Origin of the sequence: Cyanobacterium sp. IPPAS B-1200 (assembly GCF_001747005.2) — a bacterium.
Classification (GTDB): Bacteria; Cyanobacteriota; Cyanobacteriia; order Cyanobacteriales; family Cyanobacteriaceae; genus Cyanobacterium.
Map to the genome: position 1 here is coordinate 1,769,142 of NZ_CP182899.1, position 22,225 is coordinate 1,791,366.

The 22,225-nt window shown below is 37.6% G+C and carries 19 protein-coding genes, 1 tRNA gene and 1 other RNA gene; 8 read left to right on the forward strand and 13 right to left on the reverse strand.

Annotated features, from left to right (window positions below):
• Positions 1-5: 5 nt before the first annotated feature.
• On the reverse strand, positions 6-863 hold the full coding sequence (locus A5482_RS08110; RefSeq protein WP_141712646.1) for a hypothetical protein: 858 nt from the start codon (positions 861-863) through the stop codon (positions 6-8).
• Between the two features lie 983 nt (positions 864-1,846).
• On the opposite strand from A5482_RS08110, the gene devC reads away from it, so the two are divergent.
• Positions 1,847-2,995 carry an ABC transporter permease DevC gene (gene devC / locus A5482_RS08115; RefSeq protein WP_071891677.1) on the forward strand — a complete coding sequence of 383 codons (1,149 nt, stop codon included), beginning with the start codon at positions 1,847-1,849 and terminating at the stop codon, positions 2,993-2,995.
• A 39-nt stretch (positions 2,996-3,034) separates the two neighbouring features.
• On the opposite strand, the gene A5482_RS08120 is transcribed toward devC, so the two are convergent.
• The 4 genes from A5482_RS08120 to uvrC all read right to left on the reverse strand — a co-directional run bounded on the left by A5482_RS08120 (position 3,035) and on the right by uvrC (position 5,781).
• Positions 3,035-3,367 carry a DUF5615 family PIN-like protein gene (locus tag A5482_RS08120; protein WP_069789797.1) on the reverse strand — a complete coding sequence of 111 codons (333 nt, stop codon included), beginning with the start codon at positions 3,365-3,367 and terminating at the stop codon, positions 3,035-3,037.
• Positions 3,367-3,588, reverse strand: a complete 222-nt coding sequence (locus tag A5482_RS08125) for a DUF433 domain-containing protein (protein WP_069789816.1) — start codon at positions 3,586-3,588, stop codon at positions 3,367-3,369. The genes A5482_RS08120 and A5482_RS08125 overlap by 1 nt, the downstream gene beginning before the upstream one ends.
• A 143-nt stretch (positions 3,589-3,731) precedes the next feature.
• Positions 3,732-3,804, reverse strand: a tRNA-Glu gene (locus tag A5482_RS08130).
• A 159-nt stretch (positions 3,805-3,963) separates the two neighbouring features.
• On the reverse strand, positions 3,964-5,781 hold the full coding sequence (gene uvrC / locus A5482_RS08135; RefSeq protein ID WP_069789796.1) for an excinuclease ABC subunit UvrC: 1,818 nt from the start codon (positions 5,779-5,781) through the stop codon (positions 3,964-3,966).
• 63 nt (positions 5,782-5,844) lie between these two features.
• Here uvrC and A5482_RS08140 point away from each other — a divergent pair, with 63 nt between their 5' ends.
• The 5 genes from A5482_RS08140 to A5482_RS08160 all read left to right on the forward strand — a co-directional run bounded on the left by A5482_RS08140 (position 5,845) and on the right by A5482_RS08160 (position 7,967).
• Positions 5,845-6,069 (forward strand): hypothetical protein, encoded by a 225-nt coding sequence (locus A5482_RS08140; protein ID WP_069789795.1) that lies wholly within the window; start codon positions 5,845-5,847, stop codon positions 6,067-6,069.
• 4 nt (positions 6,070-6,073) lie between these two features.
• Positions 6,074-6,460 (forward strand): type II toxin-antitoxin system HicB family antitoxin, encoded by a 387-nt coding sequence (locus A5482_RS08145; RefSeq protein ID WP_069789794.1) that lies wholly within the window; start codon positions 6,074-6,076, stop codon positions 6,458-6,460.
• Between the two features lie 98 nt (positions 6,461-6,558).
• Positions 6,559-7,098, forward strand: a complete 540-nt coding sequence (gene cobU, locus A5482_RS08150) for a bifunctional adenosylcobinamide kinase/adenosylcobinamide-phosphate guanylyltransferase (RefSeq protein ID WP_069789793.1) — start codon at positions 6,559-6,561, stop codon at positions 7,096-7,098.
• An 83-nt stretch (positions 7,099-7,181) separates the two neighbouring features.
• Positions 7,182-7,364, forward strand: a non-coding RNA gene (ssrS, locus tag A5482_RS08155) — 6S RNA.
• A gap of 237 nt (positions 7,365-7,601) precedes the next feature.
• A complete protein-coding gene (locus A5482_RS08160; RefSeq protein WP_069789792.1) occupies positions 7,602-7,967 on the forward strand; it encodes a DUF1823 family protein in 366 nt (121 codons plus the stop codon).
• 74 nt (positions 7,968-8,041) lie between these two features.
• On the opposite strand, the gene aspS is transcribed toward A5482_RS08160, so the two are convergent.
• The 5 genes from aspS to A5482_RS08185 form a co-directional block, all read right to left on the reverse strand.
• A complete protein-coding gene (aspS, locus tag A5482_RS08165) occupies positions 8,042-9,838 on the reverse strand; it encodes an aspartate--tRNA ligase (protein WP_069789791.1) in 1,797 nt (598 codons plus the stop codon).
• Positions 9,839-10,096: 258 nt separating this feature from the next.
• Complete coding sequence (locus A5482_RS08170; RefSeq protein WP_069789790.1) at positions 10,097-10,492, reverse strand: pre-16S rRNA-processing nuclease YqgF; 396 nt, start codon at positions 10,490-10,492, stop codon at positions 10,097-10,099.
• An 88-nt stretch (positions 10,493-10,580) separates the two neighbouring features.
• Positions 10,581-10,805 (reverse strand): indolepyruvate ferredoxin oxidoreductase subunit alpha, encoded by a 225-nt coding sequence (locus A5482_RS08175; protein WP_069789789.1) that lies wholly within the window; start codon positions 10,803-10,805, stop codon positions 10,581-10,583.
• A gap of 176 nt (positions 10,806-10,981) precedes the next feature.
• A complete protein-coding gene (locus tag A5482_RS08180) occupies positions 10,982-11,503 on the reverse strand; it encodes an adenine phosphoribosyltransferase (protein WP_069789788.1) in 522 nt (173 codons plus the stop codon).
• A 171-nt stretch (positions 11,504-11,674) separates the two neighbouring features.
• On the reverse strand, positions 11,675-13,186 hold the full coding sequence (locus tag A5482_RS08185; protein WP_069789787.1) for a phosphomannomutase/phosphoglucomutase: 1,512 nt from the start codon (positions 13,184-13,186) through the stop codon (positions 11,675-11,677).
• Positions 13,187-13,286: 100 nt separating this feature from the next.
• On the opposite strand from A5482_RS08185, the gene A5482_RS08190 reads away from it, so the two are divergent.
• On the forward strand, positions 13,287-14,075 hold the full coding sequence (locus tag A5482_RS08190; protein ID WP_069789786.1) for an E3 ubiquitin ligase family protein: 789 nt from the start codon (positions 13,287-13,289) through the stop codon (positions 14,073-14,075).
• A gap of 290 nt (positions 14,076-14,365) precedes the next feature.
• On the opposite strand, the gene A5482_RS08195 is transcribed toward A5482_RS08190, so the two are convergent.
• Positions 14,366-16,825, reverse strand: coding sequence for an ATP-binding cassette domain-containing protein (locus A5482_RS08195; RefSeq protein WP_069789785.1), 2,460 nt, complete (start codon positions 16,823-16,825; stop codon positions 14,366-14,368).
• Positions 16,826-17,100: 275 nt separating this feature from the next.
• Between A5482_RS08195 and ppc the strand changes: the two genes are divergently transcribed.
• Complete coding sequence (gene ppc / locus A5482_RS08200; RefSeq protein ID WP_201150037.1) at positions 17,101-20,172, forward strand: phosphoenolpyruvate carboxylase; 3,072 nt, start codon at positions 17,101-17,103, stop codon at positions 20,170-20,172.
• Positions 20,173-20,311: 139 nt separating this feature from the next.
• On the opposite strand, the gene A5482_RS08205 is transcribed toward ppc, so the two are convergent.
• A complete protein-coding gene (locus A5482_RS08205; protein ID WP_069789784.1) occupies positions 20,312-21,292 on the reverse strand; it encodes an ABC transporter ATP-binding protein in 981 nt (326 codons plus the stop codon).
• 47 nt (positions 21,293-21,339) lie between these two features.
• Entirely contained in the window at positions 21,340-22,167 is an 828-nt protein-coding gene (locus A5482_RS08210; RefSeq protein WP_069789783.1) for a HEAT repeat domain-containing protein, read from the reverse strand.
• Positions 22,168-22,225 lie beyond the last annotated feature (58 nt).

Consider the following 22,225-nt stretch of genomic DNA (forward strand, 5'->3'; position numbering starts at 1 on the left):
TTCTGTTAGTTTAAAACTTTCTCTTTTCTTTTTTTCAATGCTACTACGGAGCCGAGAAGACCAAAGACCATCAAACCACCAACGGCAGAGGGTTCAGGAACGGTAGCAGCATTAGCATTAGCTTGCCAATTTGAAATGAATAAACCGCCACCAGCAGCATTTCTTATGTTGTCTCTTATTGTATTTGGACTACTGTTGTTGAATATAAGTGTACTTGTAAAAGTACCAGCACTCTGACTGCCATCAGCTGCGTTATTAAATATACCGCTAAAACCAAGAGTAATTACTGTTGATGGGGTGTTTTGGTTTCCATCTGGCGTACTATATTGTGGTAAAGCTATAGACTCTAGGTCGAAACTGTACAACAAATCATTATGTACTCCAGGACTTGTTTGGTCAAATATTTGTAAGAAGGCCGGTACAGAAAAGCCTTCAAAACCAGGAGTTCCTTGTGCCTTTTGAGCAAAGTTGGTTGCAGTAGTTGAATCAATATCCCTAATTAAACCAATTGCGTTAAGAAATGGATTAAAATCACTACCAGTGGGTACAAAAGATATTTGAGTCGCAGAGCCAAAACCAGAAGGAGAGGAAGATGCTGGACTAAAAGTAAAACCAGTTAATGGGTTTAAGATACTAGTGTTGGGATCAGGAGCCTCAACCCCTATATATGGTAGGCTAACACCAGCACCCCCAGAAAAACCAGAGACTCCACCAATTTCGGTTATTCCCGTGACATTTGTTAATGGTCCAACGGACACTTCTCCCACTAATGCGGCTGCTTGAACAGCGTTAGCAGATAAAAACGCACCACCGATGGCTAAAGAACCTACCGCCAAATACTTTCCTAAATTATTGTTCATCATTATCTTTTATGTCCTTGTATGTATATTTAAAAAATTCGTTTTACCCTTTCAGTAATCGCTTAAGTGATAAATTTAATTAGTACTTACTTCTTACCTGCGTGTACTTAAGTGGATTTATGTACAAATCTAACAGGTAGAAAACAAAATGTCAACTCGGTTTTGTAAAGATGAGATAAAGTTTTGAAGGATTTATGAGGCTAACATAAAGTTTATTAAAAATAACAAAATCATTATTTAACAATACTTAACAATAATATTGATTATTGTAATTGTATTTAAAGTCAAATAGTAGTGTATTTAACTAAATTAGCTAATATTAGACGTTTTACAAACAAAAATCAATTAAATTGCGACTTAAGTAAAGTTTTTTAGGATTTATTGCCATATAGCTTTCTTTTTCTATCTTTTTTTTGGTAGTAACCGAGGGGAACATCTTAACTAGCTTGTTACTAGTATTTAGTTCTGTTATTGAAATAGTAATTAGTATGAGAATCTTAATTTTTTATTAAGTATATTTTCGTGCATCATGTTTACTAACTGATGTTAAGCAAAAATATAATTAGTTTAAGATGGTAAAAACGTTGGATGTTCATATTGTGTTTGTACACGTGCTGGGTAAGGGGCTAAGAGTTGGGCAAGGAAGGGGCTAGGAGTTGGGCAAGGGGCTTAAGCCCCTTGTTTACAGATAAAACTTCACTTATAAATGAGTGCGTAACGTCAGTTACTAAGATCAAACCTTCTATCAATCCTCCACGAATGGAAAAAAAGTCAAATATTCCTACGTATCTACCCATAGATCCTGAAGCGAGCGATCGCGCACAGGGATTTTATCGAAATATTCCAAGGTTACGGGTGGACAATAGATAATGATGATATATCATAAGTATCAACCATTAATTATCAATTCGTAGGTAGTCTAAGGTGCAATCTAACGATAAATAATTATGACCGACATCTTTTGAAAAAAATAAGAGTGTGAAATAGTGAAAACTCCCCTAGCGTGGTTACAACTAAGCCATGAAAGAATGCGATTGCTGATTGCCTTGGCGGGTATTGGCTTTGCAGATATATTGATGTTCATGCAATTAGGTTTTCGAGGGGCTTTATTAGACAGTGCTACTCTTATCCATGAAAAAATAGAAGCAGATTTGGTACTTATTAGCCCCCAATCCGAAGCCATACACTTAATGAAACCTTTTTCCCGTCGAGGTTTATATCAGACACTGCAACTAGAGGAAGTAGAATTTGTTTCACCGATTTATATTAGCTTGGGTGATTGGAAAAACCCTGAAACTGGGCAAGTGAGAACAATTATGGCCATGGGCTTTAATCCTTCCCATTCTATTTTAGATTTACCCTTGGTCAATGAAAATTTAGATCAAATCAAGTTGGCGGATACTTTTCTATTTGATGTGGCTTCTCGTCCAGAGTTTGGCCGGGTTAGGGATTTATATGAGACTCAAGGGGAGGTAAAAACGGAGATAAATAATCGTAATATTAAGGTACATGGGTTATTTTCCCTTGGCCCATCCTTCGCAGTAGATGGTACGGTGATTACCAGTGATACTAATATTTTACGGGCTTTTCCCGAGCGCCGAAGCGGTAATATTGAGATTGGTTTAATTGAGTTAAAGGAAAATGCAGATCCTTTGGCGGTAAAAAGTAAGTTAGATTCATTTTTGGGGGCTGATGTTCGGGTACTCACCCACGAGGAATTTATGGATTTTGAGCAGGGTTATTGGTCTAATAGTACTCCCATCGGTTTTATTTTTCTCTTGGGGGCGGGTATGGGTTTTGTAGTGGGTACGGTGATAGTCTATCAAATCCTATATGCGGATGTGTCGGATCATTTGCCTGAATATGCCACCCTTAAAGCCATGGGTTATGGGGATAATTATTTTTTGGTGTTGGTGTTTCAGGAGGCTATAATTTTAGCGATTTTAGGTTTTATTCCTGGTTTTCTAATCTCTTCTAGTTTGTATAGTTTAACTCGAGCAGCCACGGCTTTACCTTTGGCTATGAAGGTTTATCGGCTGACGACGGTTTTGATTTTAACTATTATTATGTGTTTTATTTCAGGGGCGATCGCCGTTAGAAAATTAAAAGATGCTGATCCTGCTGATATATTTTAGTCATGATAAGGATGTGAAGTGTGTCTAAGTGCGATCGTCTCAAAACAAAGAGATAATGCCAATTTCCCTATCTTGATAAAAAGCAAAAATAGCCTCGTAGTTATTTCTTAATAAGGATTTTATGGTGTTGGTTGAACAGTTTCCCGAACGAATCCAAATAACTTTAGGTGGAAAACCTTTTAAGACTAACAATTCATTAAAATCGGAATCCTTCGTAACAATAATATAGTCTTGTTTTTTTGCAGTTTCCCAGACAATCAAGTCGGATTGTTGATCTAATCCCATTAAATAGAGATGGTTAGAATTAGGATAAATATCCGCTAAAATGCTCACTAAACGTGGTGATAAATTATGATCAAAAAGTAATTTCACTAGCTAACAAAAACTGTTTGATGTTCACGATCCGCAGCATAACTTAAACAAGCCAAAATATCCTCTTTAGTTAAATAGGGAAAATCTTCTAATATTTCTTCATAAGTCATTCCTGATGCAAGATAGGATAGAACATCATACACAGTAATTCTCATTCCCCTAACACAAGGCTTTCCGCTTCTTTTTCCTGATTCTATGGTGATAATATCTTTATATGACATAACATTTTTTTGACTCATCAATCTTTTCATTATATTTTATCTCAAGAGTGATTAGGCATAGTCGACTACTTTGCGATCGCCTTTAATTTTGCCCAAAAGCAAAATAGGAACCAACTCACTGAGTTAGTTCCCGTTTTTCTACATACCCCCAAGGGAATTCGAATCCCTGTCGCCTCCGTGAAAGGGAGGTGTCCTAGGCCTCTAGACGATGGGGGCTTAGGTTTTACATTTAACTTAAGTTTTTTTAAACTCTCGCTTAACGCACATATATTAATATAACGAATCTATTTTGTAGTGTCAAGGAAATAGGCAATTTTTTTTACTTTCTTTTAAAATTCTCTGGAACCATTGATATACGACTCATTACCCATCCCCCTAGCTAGGATGAAAGTAATCATAAATATTTTGAGCTAAACTAGCCCCGATACCATCCACCCCTTGAATCTGTTTTACACTGGCTTCTCTGATGTAATCCACCGAGTGAAAATGGGCGAGAAGACGTTTTTGGCGTTCAAATCCTAAACCTGAGATTTGGTCAAGTTGCGATCGCCTCGAAGCCTTTAATCGTTGTTGTCGGTGGAATGTAACAGCGAAACGGTGAGCCTCATCCCTTAACCTTCTCAATAATTGTACCCCCGCTTGTTCCGCATCCGTGGGTAAAGGCTGGGATTGTTGGGGTAAAAATATCTCCTCCCTTTTTTTCGCCAAACTAATTACCTTCACCTTGCCCGTTAAATTTAATTCCTCCAACACCTTGCACACCGCCGAGAGTTGCCCTTTTCCACCATCTATCATAATTAAATCAGGATGGGGGTCATTGCCCGAAAAACGTCTTCTAGTTACCTCCTGTAACGATAAAAAGTCATCAGAATGCCCGATGGTAATGGTAGGGTTTTTTATTTTGTAATGGCGATAATATTGTTTCGCTGGTTGTCCATCAATGAATACCACCCTAGAAGCCACGGCATTGGAACCCTGAAGGTGTGATATATCATACCCTTCAATGTGCTTTGGAAGGTGATTTAAACCAAGAATTTGGGCTAAATCCTCCATGGCTTCAAGATTTACAAGGGCTGACTTTTGGGTTTTTTCTAGCTCAATATGGGCATTTTTTTCCACCATGGTGATTAATTCGGCTTTGATTTGTCTTTGGGGATGGGTAATGGTGATTTTTTTCCCTGTTTTTTCCCCTAACCATTCCATCAATATTTCCGCATCTTCGAGGGGATGTTGCACCAAAATTTCTGAGGGAATTTCCAAGGGTTCAATTTGTTGGTAATGTTGTTCTAATACCCTTTGTAAGATTTCCCCTGCTTCGGTTTCCTTGCCACTATCGGTGTAAAAGCCTAATCTACCCACCAAACGCCCTGCCCTAATTTGGAATAATTGAATACAGGTATGTTGTTCATCTTGGGCAAGGGCGATCGCATCTTGGGATATGGTATCGTTAGGTAAAGCTACTTTTTGAGTGGCAAATAACTGCTCTAAACTCTTTATTTGATCTCGATATTTAGCCGCTTTTTCAAAATCAAGATTTTCCGCCGCCCTTTCCATCTGTAGGTTTAACTGACTGATTAGTTCATGGGTTCTTCCTTGGAAAATTAAAGCAATTTTTTGAATAGTTTGCTGATATTCTTGGGGAGAAATCAAATTTTGACATACTCCGGGGCATTTCCCCATATCATAGTTTAAACAGGGTCTATCCTTATGTAATGGCTTGGGGCGCTGTCTAAGGGCAAAATTCCCCTTAATTAAGTCGAGGGTATGCCGTAATCCCCTAGTATCAGTATAAGGTCCATAGTAGCGATCGCCCTTACTTTTGACCCTTCTTTTGCGGGTGATAAAAATGCGAGGATATTTTTCAGACCATGTGATACACACATAAGGATACTTCTTATCATCCTTGAGCAACACATTAAAATGGGGTTGGTGTTGCTTAATTAAATTCGCCTCAAGCGCCAATGCCTCAGCTTCGGTGTCGGTGACGATAAAATCAATATCCCGTATCTGAGACACCATCAAGGCTATACGGTTACTATGGCGTTGGGAAGGGGCAAAATAGGATGATACCCTTTTACGTAAATTTTTTGCCTTACCTATATATAATATCTCCCCAGTGCGATCGTGCATAAAATAAACCCCCGCATCCGAGGGCAAATCCTTCATTTTAGGCAACGGATAATGTGCAACCATGTTAAGAATTGATGATGGATAAAATTAAAATTTTCTCTTTACATATTTTAACAAAGACAGATAATGGGTAAAGCAGACAAAATTCTGGCAAAAATGAAAATCAATCCTCGTGATTGGCGTATTGAAAATGTCAAAATTGTTGCACAAAACTATGGTATAGAATGGAGACAGAAAGGAACTTCTCATGTGGTTTTTATCAGGAATGATGGTAAAACATTACCCATCCCTGCACATCGTCCAATCAAACCCATTTATATTAAGAAATTTATTGATTTTTTAGATAGTTAGTATTATGAATAATTTGTTTTCATACCCCTTTAAAATTAGACCTTTAAGCAAGGAAGAAGGTGGTGGGTATTTAATCTCTTTTCCTGATTTTAATGAATGTATCTCTGATGGAGAAACCCCTGAAGAAGCCATAAAAAATGGTTTTGATGCTTTACAAGAAACCATTGATGCTTTATATAATAAGGGTTTTTCCATTCCTGAGCCTTTCAGTGGAAGTAAAAGTAAAAATAAGATTGCTTCGGAAATATCAGAAAATTTATACCAACGTTTACAGAACTTACGCAGGCATCCTCAAAAACCTTTAGTCTTTGTTAAACGTCGATCGCTAAAACAATCAAAATTCTTTAAAATACGTAAATCTTTGTTTAGAAAAATTAGCACGAAAAAATAGTATGAGTATAAATAGTTTGATTAATTCACTATTAGAAGAAAGTTTAAATAAAAAAGAAGGCGAGACTATATTAATTCAAGATAAATTTTTATAGTAATATGACAAAAATTACTTTAGTAACAGGGGCAGCCAGTAGCGGAAAAAGTGAATGGGCAGAATCTCTCGCCAAAAAACAAGCCCAACAAGTTGTTTATATCGCCACCGCTCAAAAAATAGCATCCGATGCTGAATGGATGGAAAAAATTAAAATTCATCAGCAAAGAAGACCTAAATCATGGCAATGTTTAGAAGTACCTTTTGATTTACCAAAAGCTGTTGATAAATGCCATAGTAATCAATTAATTTTAATAGATTCTCTGGGAACTTGGGTAGCAAATTTTATCGAAAAAAATGACATTATTTGGGAACAACAAGTCGAGCAATTATTGGACAGTTTAATTAATAGTAATAATAAGATTATTTTAGTAGCAGAAGAAACGGGATGGGGAATAATTCCAGCCTACGAATTGGGTCGTTTATTTCGTAATCGTCTTGGTAGTTTAACCCGTCAAATAGGACAACGTGCTGATGAGGTTTTTTTAGTAGTAGCAGGTTATGCGGTGGATATTAGTAAAATTGGGGTGAGTCTCAATGATTAAATATCATAAAATATTTTTCACTAACCCCATGAATAATTGATTGAGGTTGAGATTCTGAAGATAATTGATTATCATGGTTAGAGAATTAGCTATTGTGTTGGTGACTGCTTATCAAGTTTTTTGATCTATAACTTGAAAAATTTGGATACTGATTGAGTTCTAGTTGCAGTAAACCGAGCATGTACTCGGAAACGAATACGGAAACATCGGCATCCCCCTGGTAACCCAGGTCATAAACTGAAGTAAAACGGCACGATGGTTAATTTTTTTACTCTCCAAAATTTACCCACTATTATTTCTACTTCTTTACAAAAAATATATATCATCGCATCATTTAATTATATATACGAATGAATAGCTTAAGAATATCGGTAAAGGAATAAATAAATTTCAGAATATGAAAAATATATTTGTACTGTCTTTTAAAGGCGATCGCCCTTACTCCATGGCTGTATAATTGATGTACAAAATACTAAACTTGTGGGCAAAAAAATTAATCCGATATGTTACCAGCATTAACAAAAGAAACTATCTGGGATATTTTAAACAAAAAAATAGACGATCGCACCTGTAACCAATTAATATGGCATTATCTAGGTTATAAATATGACGAAGAAACCGACACATGGGATAACTCAGAAGTAGAAGAATCTTGGCGCACCGAATACCCTCAACCCCCAGACTTTATCGCCAATCGCCCCCCCAATGTAAAATTAACTCGCTCAATTCCCAAAGAAAATAAACAACTCCTCAAAGAAGACTTAGGATTTCAAGGTTACAAAATAGGGGAATTTAGCCCCCTCGAAACCCGTCGCGCCACCATGGCGAATTGGTTATTAAATTACATGAAAAATAATGATTTAGGCTAAACAATTAACGATTTAAGGTAAGACAAGGGGTTTAAACCCCTTGTTGATAGTATTAGGAATACAAGAGCTATTGCCTATTCTCCTTTTGAAGATTTAGGCTTATAAGTAGAAGCAACGTGCAACTCTTTCAACTGCTTATTATCCACCATGGAAGGTGCTTCGGTTAACAAACAACTAGCCTGTTGAGTTTTGGGGAAAGCGATAACATCCCTAATAGAATCCTCTTTTGCCAATAACATTACCAGACGATCTAAACCATAGGCAATACCACCATGGGGAGGAGTGCCATATTCAAAGGCTTCGAGGAGGAAGCCAAATTTTTCGCGGGCTTCTTCTATGGATAAACCAATGGTTTTAAATACTTTTTCTTGTACTTCCCTTTGATAAATCCTCAAACTACCTCCGCCAATTTCGATACCGTTTAAGACTAAATCATAAGCCAAAGCCCTAGCAGTGGCTAAGTCTTCTAAATCTTCAGGGTTGGGGGCGGTAAAGGGATGGTGAAGGGCTTCATAACGATTTTCGTCGCCATTCCATTCAAACATGGGAAATTCGGTAATCCAGACGAGGTTCATTTTCTCCTCATCAATTAAGCCTAATTGCTCTCCTATAACTAAGCGTAAACGATCTAAGGATTTATTTACTGTGGGAATATCCCCTGCCCCAAAGAGGAGAAGATGCCCTGGTTTTGCCCCTGTGCGAGTCAACAATTCTTGTTTTTGTTCGTCACTGAGGTTATCTTTTATGGCACCAATGGTGTCGATTTCGCCGTTATCTCGGACTCTAATATAGGCGATACCTTTTGCCCCTGCGATGGTGGCTTCGGTGAATAAGTCTCCCCCCGGTTTAATTCTGACGTTAGAAATTTTGTCGTTGCCTTCGGGGATGGGTAACACTTTGACGATACCGCCGTTTTTGATAGCGCCTGAAAATACTTTGAATCCTGAATCTTTCATGATGTCGGATACATCTACTAATTCTAAGCCAAAACGGGTATCAGGGCGATCGCACCCATACTTATCCATGGATTCTGCGTAGGTTAGACGGGGGAATGGGCGCGGTAAATCGATATTTTTGACAGTTTTGAAGATATGACAAATTAAAGCCTCGTTAAGCTCAATTATTTCATTTTCACCCATGAAACTCATTTCCATATCAAGCTGAGTAAATTCGGGCTGTCTATCGGCTCTCAAATCCTCGTCACGGAAACAACGGGCAATTTGATAATAACGGTCAAATCCCGATACCATCAACAACTGCTTAAACAACTGAGGAGACTGAGGTAGTGCATACCATTGTCCTTCATTTACCCGAGAAGGCACCAGATAATCCCTCGCCCCTTCGGGGGTGGATTTAGTTAGCACGGGGGTTTCAATTTCCATAAAGTTTTCTTGGTCTTCGAGGAATCGGCGCATGGCTTTAACCACCTGATGACGGAGGGTTAAGTTGTTGGTCATGCGATGTCTTCTCAAGTCCAAATAACGGTATTTGAGCCTTAAATCTTCCCTCAGATTTTCTTCTTCCATGGATACTTGGAAGGGTAGTTGTTTACTAACGGCGTTTAATATCTCGATTTCCGTGGCATAGATTTCAATTTCCCCTGTGGGTAGTTTGGGGTTAAGGGATTCTGGGGGACGTTGGCTGACGGTGCCAGTGATTCTGACTACATATTCGTTACGCAAGTCATCAGCATTTTGGTATGATTGGGGAGTACGCTGAGGATCACTGACTATTTGCACAACCCCAGTGCGATCGCGCAGATCGACAAATATAACCCCTCCGTGATCCCGACGACGATCAACCCAACCGCATACAGTGATGGTTTTGTCAATATGTTCTCGGCGTACTTCGCCACAATAATTAGTTCTCATAGTTTATTTTTTTATATCAATTTCAATATAGGAATTAGGGTTAAAGTAATAGATTTATAAGAATTAGGTAGTTCTAAATTTTTTGCCAAAATTTTAATGTATGTCCCCCCGTTATTAAGGGGGTTTAGGGGGGATCACATTCTTATCACTTAAATAGAATTAATATGGTTAGTTATTCATTCTTTATGCTCAATTACCCTGACAAACCTATCATCATACTAAAATTTCGCCTTTAATGATAGGAAAAATCGGATTTTATTATACTTGCGTCTGCCAATATCTCTCAATCAATATTACTGCCACAATATCATCGATAGGCTCAGGAGGCACTCTTAAACTAAGGGGAATTAACTTTCCTAATCCTTGGGGTGGATTAAATACCCAATACCTTTCCCTCGCTTCTACCGAACTATTTTTTTCGTCCACTAAGTTAATTGATAAGTTTATGTTATCTGTTAAATCTGCTTTCCATTGTTTAGATGTGGTTTGATTTCCCATTACCAGTAGTGAAGGACTATATTTTACGATTAAATCTTGGATAAGGGCGATCGCCCTTGAAGAGTTTACCACAGATCTAAATAAGATTTCCTTATGTGTATTCATCACCGCCAAACCACACTTATCCCTACCTGGATCAAAACCAATAATCATCATAAAATTGAATAATAAGCTAGGAGTGAGCAAAACCTTCAGAGATGCTTCCCCCTTATTAAGGGGGTTAGGGGGATCAATTTTCCCTCAACTACGACATTTTCTGCAACTCAGGACGCTCTTCTGGTAATATAGCACCCTCTACAGGGCAAACTTGTACACAGATTCCACAATCAATACAGGTATCAAAATCAATCCAATACCAATCTGTGCCTTTGACATTTTTACTCTCTCCCTCGTGGATACAGGCAACAGGACAAGCCGAGACGCAATCAGCTACTCCTTCGCAAACGTCTGTCACAATGGTATGGGGCATTTTTGTTTCCTCAATTTTCCTTATTATTTCTTAACAATTATACCAAATTAGGTTTTAGGTTTCAGGTTGCAGGTTTTAGGTTTAATTTCTCTCCATTTATTCCTAAATCAAAGAATTGAGAGTCAGAAAATAAATCAAGAGATGTTTTTTGTTAAATTCTTTAACCCAATACCTAATTACTCGTATTCAACCAAGGTAACCATAGGTACATCAGGCAACAAACTACGGCCATTCAAGCCCTTCAACTCCACAATAAAACCAAAACTCACCACATCACAGCCAATGCGAGTTAATAAATCTGCCGTCGCCTTAGCCGTGCCCCCCGTGGCAATAACATCATCCACAACCATCACCTTCGCCCCTTGTTGCACCGCATCTTGATGGACTTCTAGGGTATCAGTGCCATATTCCAAATTGTACTCAATAGAATGCACCTGAGCGGGTAACTTGCCCTTTTTGCGCACAGGAATAAAACCTACCCCTAATTGATAAGCAAGGGCAGGGGCGAAAATAAAACCCCTAGATTCGATGCCCACAATATAATCTGGTTTATCATCAAGGTTATGACATTGGCTAGTTAATTCATCAATCACATGGGTTAACCCTTGAGAATCCCTTAAAAGAGTAGTAATATCACGAAACATAATACCTGGTTTGGGAAAATCGGGTATATCTCTAATCAGTGTCTTTAAATCCATTGATGTGTAAACCATAAATAATTTTTAACAAACAAAATTTTACCCTAAATCAATCACCTATTAGTAAAGTAATTTTGGTTAAGATAAACAAACTCCGCAAAATATATCTCCTTTGTGTCTAATAATTAATAAACAATTGCTATTTATAACTTTATTTAGGTTTGAAAATATCTATTTTTCTAAAGCTGAAAATAATTCCAAAAAAGTAAATAATCGAGTAGTAATCTTTTCTAATCCTCCTTCAACATCAGACTCAATATTAATAGGAATTACAGGATCATGGAGCGATAAACGTAATAAAAACCACCCTTTTTCCTGTTCAGATAAACAACTAATTCTAACACCTTCATAATTATTAGGAACAATTTGCCAGTCATCCTGTTTATTCGCAAAGTCTTTTAGTTTTTCAATTACATCATTACCATACTCTTTAAAATTATCTTCTTTTATCGTAAGCCTAATTTCTTCACTTTCTAAAGGTTCTTCCAAATTATTGATTAAGTTAGTTAACTGTTTATTTTCTAACTTCAATTTTGCTAAATCTATCAACAATTTAGCAATCAAATAAGCTCCATCATCCAAAAAATAATTTTCCTTTAAGGCAGCATGACCAGAAGTTTCTATGGCTAACCATGATTCTATACCCTCATTATTAAGTTTTACGGCTTCATTGATGACATTTTTATAACCCCGTTTAAAACGATGATGTTTACCTCCTAAATCTTGCTCAATAAATTTAGTCAAACCCTCAGAAGTAATAGAGTCAGTAATGATAGTTGATTGGGGATGCTCTTGTAAAATGATGGCAGAAATAAGGGCAATTAAACGATTACGATTTAACTCTTTTCCTGTACTATCAACGGCGGCACTTCTATCCACATCAGTATCAAAAATAATCCCAAAATCTGCTTTGTTTTTTATCACAGCTTCACAAATAGATGCCATTGCTTCTGGATTTTCTGGGTTAGGAATATGATTAGGGAATGTGCCATCAGGTTCTAAAAATTGACTTCCTGTAATGTCTGCCCCTAGGGGTTTTAATACTTTGTCGGCAAAAAAGCCTCCTGCCCCATTTCCCGCATCAACAATTATTTTTAAGTCTTTGAGGGGTTGTTCAAAATGTTCTGGATGATTGACGGATTCTCTTATTTTCTTGACAAATAAACTAGCATATTTAGCCATAAAGTCTTTATTAATTATGTCTCCTTTTTCTGGGGAATAATTAAAGCTATTTTCTTGGGCTATTTCTAAAATATCTGTAATATTTTGTTTTTCTAAGCCCCCTTGCTTTGTAAAAAATTTTAAGCCATTACGGTTGAAGGGAAGATGACTGGCGGTAAGCATTATGGCACCATCACAGTTAAAATCAGCTTCGATGGTACTCATAAACATGGCAGGGGTGGAAGCCATATCAAAATTATATACTGTTGCCCCTAATTCACTGATGGCATGGCAAATACTTTGAGATAAAGTTTCTCCTGATAAACGACTATCTCTACCGATGGAAATGATTAATTTAGCAGGAGATTTATTAAGGTTTTGATTTAGCCATTGAGTAAAACTTTTACCGAGAATTTGTACTATTTCGGGGGTTAAATTAACGTTTTCTCCTTCGACTCCTTCTAGGGCAACTCCTCTAATATCTGAGCCATTTTGTAGTTTTTTCCAGTTTTCTTTTAACATTGTAATTTTTTATTACGAAGGATATTTTTTTTAGTGTAGCGGTTAGTTTTTAAAATACAATTAGAATGATTTATTTTTAAGGTTATTTTTAGATTTTTCTATGGGTATCTTTGGTTTTATTTTAGTTGCGATCGCACTTATCTTATTTTTTGTCAAACAGGCACAAGCGAAAAACCATGGCAGTTTATTGTCTGCGAGGTTAACGGATATTGAAGAATTACAAACCACCTGTCAAGCTATTACCCAAGAGATTGGGGGTGGAAATTGGCGCGACTATGTGAAATTATGGGGAAAAATCTTTGTTGATGAGCCTTTGATTTCGGAAATGAAACAAGAACCTTGTGTTTATTATCGTATGCTAGTACAAAGGGAATATGAGGAAAAAGTGCGATCGCAAGATAGCGAAGGTAAAACCATAGAAAAAACCGTCCGCAAATCGGAAACCATCACCCAAAATCAGCGCTCTACTCCATTTATATTAGAAGATAAGACGGGTACAATCACCATTAATCCCCAAGGTGCAAAATTTGACACTATTAAAATTTTAGATGAATTTCGACCCGAACAACCAGCGGGGGGAATGCTTCAGTTTGGTAATTTTTCTTTTTTGATGAGAAGTGATAGTTATAATACCCACACTTTAGGTTACCGTTATCAAGAGTTTATTTTACCTATCAATCGAGAAGTATTAGTTTTAGGTAATGCTAGTGATGAAACGGGGGAATTAAGAATAACAAAACCTAGTAATAATGAACCTTTTTTAGTTTCTTTAAAGACAGAAGAAGAACTTAATTCAGACTATCAAAACAATCAAAATGCTCTTAAATATAGCATGATAGGCTGTTTATTTTTGGGAATTATCTTAATAATAATTGACTTTATTTCATAAATTTAAAAACCCAATTGATAAGAGTTAAAAAATAGATAAAAATGATATGGCAATTATCATGGTTACGGAGTACAAAATGATCCCCCTAAATCCCCCGCAAATTCGGGGGACTTGAAAATCATAAATGTATCTCATAGTTATAAAAAACGCTATATCATACCAAATCCTTATTAGATAATATACTTATTCGTCAATTTGAAATGGAGAGAATTTGCTTATTAATCTACAATTATAAACTGTTCCCCGTTCCCTATTCCCCGCCATAATTATTCATTATCAACTATCAATTATCAATTATATATATCCTTCCTTTTTTGCAAAATAAAAGTAATCGTAAAATAAACAATAGTGTGGACAATTAACACTAGCCAATTAGTGGCTAAATTATCCCAAGTGGACTCATAAACTAACGATTCTGGAATGCCCTGGGCGATCGCACTGCCATCCGGTAATATAATAGGCTCAGGTATCATACTATTAACATCCACCAATGTACCATAAGCACCCACAGACCAACGACTAATAGTTAACCAAGACAGATATTTCCCTGCATCCTCCATGGTAAATAACACCCCAGAGAAGATAATTTGAGGGATTAATAATAAGGGTAATAAACTGTTAGCTTGGGTGATATTTTTTACAGTAGCAGATACCATTAAGGCAAAATTTATACTAGCAAAAATAGTTAAAAAACTGGTAATAAATACTCCGATTGACCAATAAATTAACTCAGAACTAGGACTTTCAAAGCGTAATAAAACAGTTATAACAATTAACAAACTTTGTAAAAAAGTAACTAATTTTAATACTGATAGCTTAGAAAATAAATAAGCAAAAATATCGAGATTTACTAACCTTTCTCGGAAATAAATATCAGCCTCTTTTACTATCTCTTGAAGGGAACCTGATAAACCCACCCAAATATTAGCACAGGTAAACACAAATAAGACACTGAGGGCCGTAGATGCTAGTTTAGGATTATCTTCTGCACCTAATACCAAAGGTTCTATTTGAATAGCAAAACTAATTAAACTAATACCGATGGGGGCAGTTAAAAGAGAAATTGAAAGGTTAATTTTATCCCTAAAAATAATTTTGGCATATCTTTGAGTAAGGGTAATTGTCTGTTTTATTAAAGATGGTTTTGCTTTTTCGGGAGTAGATGAAGAAACAGATTTATTATTACCAACAGATGCACTGGTAAAGCCATGACCAGTATTTTGAGAAGAAGAAGAGTCTGTATTTTTTAGAGATAAATGATTGCTAACATTCTCTTGATAATGGGATGATTTTTTAAATTCTTGGGCTTTATTAATTACCGCATCAATGCTTTCTAAATCAATATAAATATCAGCAAAATTACCACTAGAAATATTAAAAAATTCCATGGCGGATTTAGGTTCGCCATAATAACAGAGATGCCCCCCTCTGCCCAAAAATACGAGGCGATCGCACATATTTATATTCGTAGTAGCATGGGTGACAAGGATAATGGTGCGCCCTTCATCGGCTAACTTGCGCAACAACTCCATCATTTTTTTATCCAATCCTGGATCAAGCCCTGAAGTTGGTTCATCAAGGAAAAATAATTTAGGATCTGCTAATAATTCTACCCCAATACTAACCCTTTTTAACTGACCGCCACTAAGATTTTTAACTAAAATATTTTTATAATCAACTAACTCTATTTGAGTCAAAGTTTTACTAACTATTTCCCGAACATTAATATCAGGGGGTAAACGTAATTTTGCCGCATATTCGAGGGCTTCTACCACTGTTAAATCCTTGTGAATAATATCCTGTTGCGGAACATAACCAATTTGATTACGATAGATATTAAAATTTTGCCGTAAGTCTTCCCCATTAATATATACAGCCCCATTTGTTGTGGGTTCAATACCTAAAAGAGTACGCATCAAAGTAGATTTTCCCGCACCACTTCCCCCCACCAAAGCGACAAATTGACCTGGTTCAATGGGTAAAGATATATCATTAATAATAGTGCGATCTTTTCTCGTTTCATCTTTAACTACTCGTATTAAATTAAAAGCATCTAAACGAATATTATCTCCTTGATCGGCAACAACTAATCGATGTCCTTGTAATACCAAACGATAAGGACCAATATTAATTAAGGAATCATGATCTAGAATACAAGAACCATTAACTTTATGTTCATTTACAAACACCCCATTAGCGCTATAGTCCGTTAAAACATACTGCCCTTGACTATTTTTGCTGATAACAGCGTGTTTACGAGATACCGTAGGGGCATTTAAGGGAAGGTCAGCATTTTCATCCCTACCAAGGATAATCGGTTTTTCTACTAGGGATACGGATTGGGTTTTGGGGGGGCTAAAACCACTATGCACCATGGAGGAATGATACTCTATGATGACCCAGTCTCGGGGATTTTGACCGATTTGGATGCGATCGCCATTATGTAATACATGACCCTCTGGGGGAATTAGTCTATTATTAATAAAAAGCCCATTAGAGCTACGCTTTTGCCGACTACCATCCAATAGACGATAACCATTATCATCCTCACGGATAAAAGTACCCTGACAACGGCTGACAATATTCCACTCATTAGGTACTACCAAATCAACCATAGCAGGATCACGACCCAAACGATGTTCAGGGGCAGACAATTCCATGGCAGACAGGGTAATTCCCTGATTATTTAGAGTAATATAAGGGTTAAGATTACGGTCAAGAACGGTATTAGGGCTAAAAGACTCACTCATGATTCTGAGAAAAGAGGTTATAAATCAAATAATAACAACGAAAATTCTCAAGAAAACCAGAAACTTTAATTAACTTTAAAGTTCGCTAAATTATTGATAAATTGAAAGATAGGTATAGCAATTTACAGCAAAATATTTCTAACAATGACCATAGATGGTGGAAAATAAGTAAAAATGTATCTGAAAAAACTTTATTTAAGGACTAATCACCGCTAAGATTGTAAAGTTGTCATGACAACTGGCCCATGAATCAACATCTAAGAGAAGCAAATATTATGACTTTTATCAAAACTAACCACAAAGAAGAAGAAGAACTAAGCATCTATTCTAATTCAGAACTGTTATTGCGTCACCGACTCAAGCTAGTGGAAAATTTGTGGGAGTTAGTTTTGACAAATGAGTGTGGACAACATTTAGTTGATTTATTAGATCAGCTAAAATCTGCTTGTTCCCCTGAAGGACAAACTTCAGAAACCCCCAAACAGTCTGTCAGTAAATGGATTGAGCAGTTAGAACTAGATGATGCCATCAAGTCTGTACGGGCTTTAGCTCTCTATTTCCAATTAATTAACATTGTAGAGCAACATTACGAACAGCGAAACCAAAAAATTATCCGTAGTACCACCACCGAAGACCAAGTAAATGGGAATAAAATAGACAGTGTCATTGATAAATTAATTGAGGGCGAAACCCAAAAGGTACTTGTTGATTCTGAAGGCAAAGATTATAGTTATTTTGCACAAAAGCCAAACCCTGCCAGTGGTGGTACTTTTCATTGGTTATTTCCCCATCTACAACAGTTGAATATGCCCCCTCAAAAAATTCAAGACTTGTTGGATGAGTTAGATATTCGTTTGGTATTTACTGCTCACCCCACAGAAATTGTGCGTCATACCATCCGCAAAAAGCAAAGACGCATTTCCCAAATTTTAGAGCGTTTGGATGGGGCGGAAGAATCCTGTCGTGCCATGGGTTTAACTAATTCCTATGAAGCAGAGCATTTTCGCTCTCGTTTGATGGATGAGATTCAACTATGGTGGCGCACCGATGAGTTACACCAGTTTAAGCCCACGGTTTTGGATGAGGTTGATTATGCCCTTCACTACTTCCAAGAGGTGTTATTTGATAGTTTGCCCCACCTTTCTAAGCGTTTACAACAGGCGTTACATAGCACTTTCCCTAAACTAAAAGCCCCTAGTCATAAGTTTTGTTATTTTGGTTCTTGGGTAGGGGGCGATCGCGACGGAAACCCATTTGTAACCCCAGAGGTTACATGGTCAACGGCTTGTTATCAACGTAACTTGGTCATTGATAAATATTTGGAATCCATAGTCAAGTTAAACGATGTTCTCAGTTTATCCCTCCATTGGTCTAATGTATTACCAGAATTATTAGATTCCCTAGAAACAGATCGCATCAAAATGCCTGATGTGTATGATAAATTATATGTCCGTTATCGCCAAGAACCCTATAGACTAAAACTCGCCTTTATCGAGAAAAAATTACAAAATACCAAAGCAAGAAACGAGGCTTTATCCAATCCCGAAACCCGTAAATCCATTAAACTAGCCACAAGGGATGATAACCTCTACCCCAATGCCAGTGATTTCTTAGACGACTTAAAACTTATCAAGCTCAACCTTGAGCAAACAGGGCTAAACTGTCAAGAATTAGACCATATCATTTTCCAAGTCGAAATCTATGGTTTCCACCTCGCCGAGTTGGATTTTCGTCAAGATTCCTCCCGCCATTCCGATGCCCTCAACGAAATTGCTCAATATTTAGGAATGTTGGATAAGCCCTACAATGAATTGAGCGAAGAAGAAAAAACCCAATGGCTAATCGGCGAATTAAAAACCCGTCGCCCCCTCGTACCTAACCCCATTCCCTTCTCGGAAACTACCACCGAAACCATTGAAACCTTCAAGATTTTACGGTCATTACAAGTAGAATTTGGTTTGGAAATTTGTAACACCTACATCATCAGCATGACAAACTATGTCAGCGATGTATTAGAAGTTCTCTTGTTGGCAAAGGAAGCAGGATTGTATGACCCTGTTATTGGGGCTAGTACCATTCGTATAGTGCCTTTATTTGAGACGGTGGAAGACTTAAAGAGGTCCTACTCGGTAATGAAAGAACTCTTTGATTTACCCCTTTATCGTGCCTGTTTGGCGGGGGGATACGAGGAGGTTTCCACTGAAAATCAGTCTAATTTGGTGCTGCCTAAGTTAACTCCCCATAATTTACAGGAAATCATGCTCGGTTATTCTGACAGTAACAAGGATTCTGGGTTTATGAGTAGTAACTGGGAAATCCATAAAGCCCAAAAAGTTTTGGCAAAATTGGGTAATACCTATGGGGTAAAAATCAAGATTTTCCACGGTAGAGGAGGCTCGGTGGGTAGGGGGGGAGGTCCTGCCTATGCGGCAATTTTGGCTCAACCGACTTCTACCATTAACGGGCGCATCAAAATTACTGAGCAAGGGGAGGTATTGGCTTCTAAGTATTCTTTACCTGAGTTGGCTTTATACAATCTCGAAACCATTAGCACCGCAGTAATTCAGGCTAGTTTATTGGGCAGTGGATTCGATGATATTGAACCCTGGAACGATATTATGGAAGAAATTGCGATCGCATCCAGGAAAGCTTATAGAGACTTGATTTATGAGCAACCCGACTTCATCGATTTCTTCCTTTCTGTCACCCCCATCGAGGAAATCAGTAAACTACAAATTAGTTCTCGCCCTGCTCGTCGTAAAACAGGCAAAAAAGACATTAGCTCTTTACGTGCTATTCCTTGGGTGTTTAGTTGGACACAAAGCCGTTTCTTGCTTCCTGCCTGGTATGGTGTAGGTACTGCATTACAAGAGTTTTTAGCCAAAGAGCCTGAAGAAAATCTGAAATTATTACGTTATTTTTATCTCAAATGGCCTTTCTTTAAAATGGTGATTTCCAAAGTAGAAATGACCCTTTCAAAGGTAGATTTACAGATGGCTAGTCACTATGTAGAAGAGTTGGCAAAGGATGAGGATAAAGAGCGATTCCATAAGCTATTCTCCCAAATTGCTAAGGAATATTACCTTAGCCGTGAAATGGTCTTGAAAATCAACCAACAAGAGCGATTATTAGATAATGATCCCGAATTACAACGTTCGGTACAGTTGCGTAACGGTTCTATTGTACCTTTAGGATTTTTACAAGTATCTTTATTAAAACGTTTGCGACAATATGCAAGTCAAGACAAGGCTGGTTTAATTCACTTCCGTTATAGCAAGGATGAGTTGTTGAGGGGTGCTTTACTCACTATTAATGGCATTGCCGCAGGAATGCGCAACACAGGTTGATTATTTATCTCTCCTCTTTTCGGAGGGGAGAGCTTTCTTCTATTTAAGTTTTATTTGCTTTATCCCCATTGGGCCGTTTGATCATCACTTTAATCCTTGGCACTTACTTCCACGAAAGCACTTTTTTATCACCGCCCATTTACTCCCCTTTTATCTCTTCTACTTCGTTTTTCAAATCTTTGGATTCAGTGGTGGTTAACTCTAAGAAAACATCTTCCAAGGAGGGCTTAATTCTCTTCATCTCATAGATGCCTAACCCCTGATGAATAATTAAAGAAGCAATATCCTTGCCACTTTCATCACTGCCATTTAATTCAATTTTGAGCAGGTGACGATTTTCCTTATCTGTGAGGATTTGAGTGTGAACAGACTTGACACCGTCAATATTTTGTAAGGGAGATAAAATTGTTTCGGTGTTGCCTTCTACTTCTATTTCGTAGCCAGAATTACTGCTCAAACGCTCTAATAGTTGATTGGGGGTATCGGTAGCAACTATATTTCCTTTATTGATGATGGTGACGAGGTCACAGGTCATACTCACTTCTGGCAAAATATGAGTAGATAGAATAATAGTCCTTTCCCCTGCTAAACTTTTGATGAGGTTGCGCACTTCAATAATTTGGCGAGGATCTAAACCAACGGTAGGTTCATCTAGTATAATAACGGGAGGCTCATGGACTATGGCTTGGGCTATACCCACCCTTTGACGATAGCCTTTTGAGAGTTTCCGAATGAGAATTTTACTTTTATCTTCTAATTGACAAGATTCCATCGCCCTTTTTACTTTCTCAGTGCGATCGCCCGATGACACTCCTTTAATCTTAGCAACAAAGGACAAAAAATCTTCCACACTCATATCAGGATAAAGAGGGGGAGTTTCAGGAAGATAACCAATATTTTCCCTCACTGCCATGGGATTTTCATGGACTTCATACCCTGCAATTTTTGCACTGCCTTGAGTAGCAGGAATATAACCCGTTAAAATGCGCATGGTGGTGGTTTTTCCAGCCCCATTAGGCCCTAAAAAGCCCAAAATAGTGCCTTTTTTCACATTAAAGGATACATTGTTAATGGCTTGGGTTGCCCCGTAGGTTTTGCTGAGATTTTCGACTTCTATCATTTGAATAAAGGTAGAGAATAGGGAATGGGCAATAGTTTATGATCAATTTATAAAAGTGAGTCCATAAGTTCCATGACCATCATAGTATTATCAGACAATTCCTGCTGATTTTGTTGATCTACTTTTACTTGATGTTCCAGTAATCCTTTCATGGCAATGAGTTTGAGGCTATTTTCCGCATAGGCAGAGGCGATCGCACTGGCCGAATCCACATAACCAATAGCTCCTAAATCCATCAAAGCCGAGCGTCTCAGTTGCAATTCTTTACCCTTGAGGGCTTCTACTAACATCTCTCCATAATTCTTATCCCCCGTCAGTTGATACATGGCTCTTTGGGCAGCATATTTCACTTTAGAGAAAGGATGTTTTAAGAAGGGTTGAACTAAACTCAGGTCATTTTTTGCCTCCAAAGCCCCTAAAGCCTCTAATATTGCTTCGTAGGGTTGATAGAGGTGGGGTTTTTCGGGGACTGTATCTATGGCATAATCAGTTAATTCCCCTTCGGACACTGCTTTTTTTAGTAAATTTTGTAAAGGTGCGATCGCCCTTTTATCCCCCAACATTTCCAACGACTGTGCCGCCGACTCTCTGACATAGTAATCCTCACATTCAAGGCACTTTATCAAGGGCATAACAGCACTTTTGTCCCCAAGTTTACCGAGGGCTTTAGCCGCATTACGACGGAGGGGAAAACCCCCATCGGGGGCAATATCCTTGGTATCCTCTAGGGCGTTAATGAGGGCTTCTACGGCTTGGGCATCATTTACCCGAAATTTGCCCAACCACCAAGCAGCATAATAACGGAGTCCTAAATCTTCTGTTTGGGTCAAATGCGCGATCGCACTTTCAACGGTTAAATCTGGGGCTTGTGTCATAAAAAATTAATAGTTTACTTAAGATTTAATTAAAGAGACGATAATTATCCATTCTCAA

What these genes read in the sequence shown, in the direction of transcription:
- uvrC (WP_069789796.1), bottom strand. Translation starts at nt 5,781, where the DNA reads ATGGTTGCACATTATCCGTTGCCTAAAATGAAGGATTTGCCCTCGGAT.
- A5482_RS08175 (WP_069789789.1), bottom strand. Translation starts at nt 10,805, where the DNA reads ATGCCCCATACCATTGTGACAGACGTTTGCGAAGGAGTAGCTGATTGC.
- A5482_RS08205 (WP_069789784.1), bottom strand. Translation starts at nt 21,292, where the DNA reads ATGATAGAAGTCGAAAATCTCAGCAAAACCTACGGGGCAACCCAAGCC.
- A5482_RS08190 (WP_069789786.1), top strand. Translation starts at nt 13,287, where the DNA reads ATGGGTATCTTTGGTTTTATTTTAGTTGCGATCGCACTTATCTTATTT.
- A5482_RS08125 (WP_069789816.1), bottom strand. Translation starts at nt 3,588, where the DNA reads ATGTCATATAAAGATATTATCACCATAGAATCAGGAAAAAGAAGCGGA.
- A5482_RS08185 (WP_069789787.1), bottom strand. Translation starts at nt 13,186, where the DNA reads ATGTTAAAAGAAAACTGGAAAAAACTACAAAATGGCTCAGATATTAGA.
- A5482_RS08210 (WP_069789783.1), bottom strand. Translation starts at nt 22,167, where the DNA reads ATGACACAAGCCCCAGATTTAACCGTTGAAAGTGCGATCGCGCATTTG.
- A5482_RS08180 (WP_069789788.1), bottom strand. Translation starts at nt 11,503, where the DNA reads ATGGATTTAAAGACACTGATTAGAGATATACCCGATTTTCCCAAACCA.
- A5482_RS08110 (WP_141712646.1), bottom strand. Translation starts at nt 863, where the DNA reads ATGATGAACAATAATTTAGGAAAGTATTTGGCGGTAGGTTCTTTAGCC.
- cobU (WP_069789793.1), top strand. Translation starts at nt 6,559, where the DNA reads ATGACAAAAATTACTTTAGTAACAGGGGCAGCCAGTAGCGGAAAAAGT.
- A5482_RS08195 (WP_069789785.1), bottom strand. Translation starts at nt 16,825, where the DNA reads ATGAGTGAGTCTTTTAGCCCTAATACCGTTCTTGACCGTAATCTTAAC.
- A5482_RS08170 (WP_069789790.1), bottom strand. Translation starts at nt 10,492, where the DNA reads ATGATGATTATTGGTTTTGATCCAGGTAGGGATAAGTGTGGTTTGGCG.
- A5482_RS08160 (WP_069789792.1), top strand. Translation starts at nt 7,602, where the DNA reads ATGTTACCAGCATTAACAAAAGAAACTATCTGGGATATTTTAAACAAA.
- aspS (WP_069789791.1), bottom strand. Translation starts at nt 9,838, where the DNA reads ATGAGAACTAATTATTGTGGCGAAGTACGCCGAGAACATATTGACAAA.
- ppc (WP_201150037.1), top strand. Translation starts at nt 17,101, where the DNA reads ATGACTTTTATCAAAACTAACCACAAAGAAGAAGAAGAACTAAGCATC.
- A5482_RS08140 (WP_069789795.1), top strand. Translation starts at nt 5,845, where the DNA reads ATGGGTAAAGCAGACAAAATTCTGGCAAAAATGAAAATCAATCCTCGT.
- A5482_RS08145 (WP_069789794.1), top strand. Translation starts at nt 6,074, where the DNA reads ATGAATAATTTGTTTTCATACCCCTTTAAAATTAGACCTTTAAGCAAG.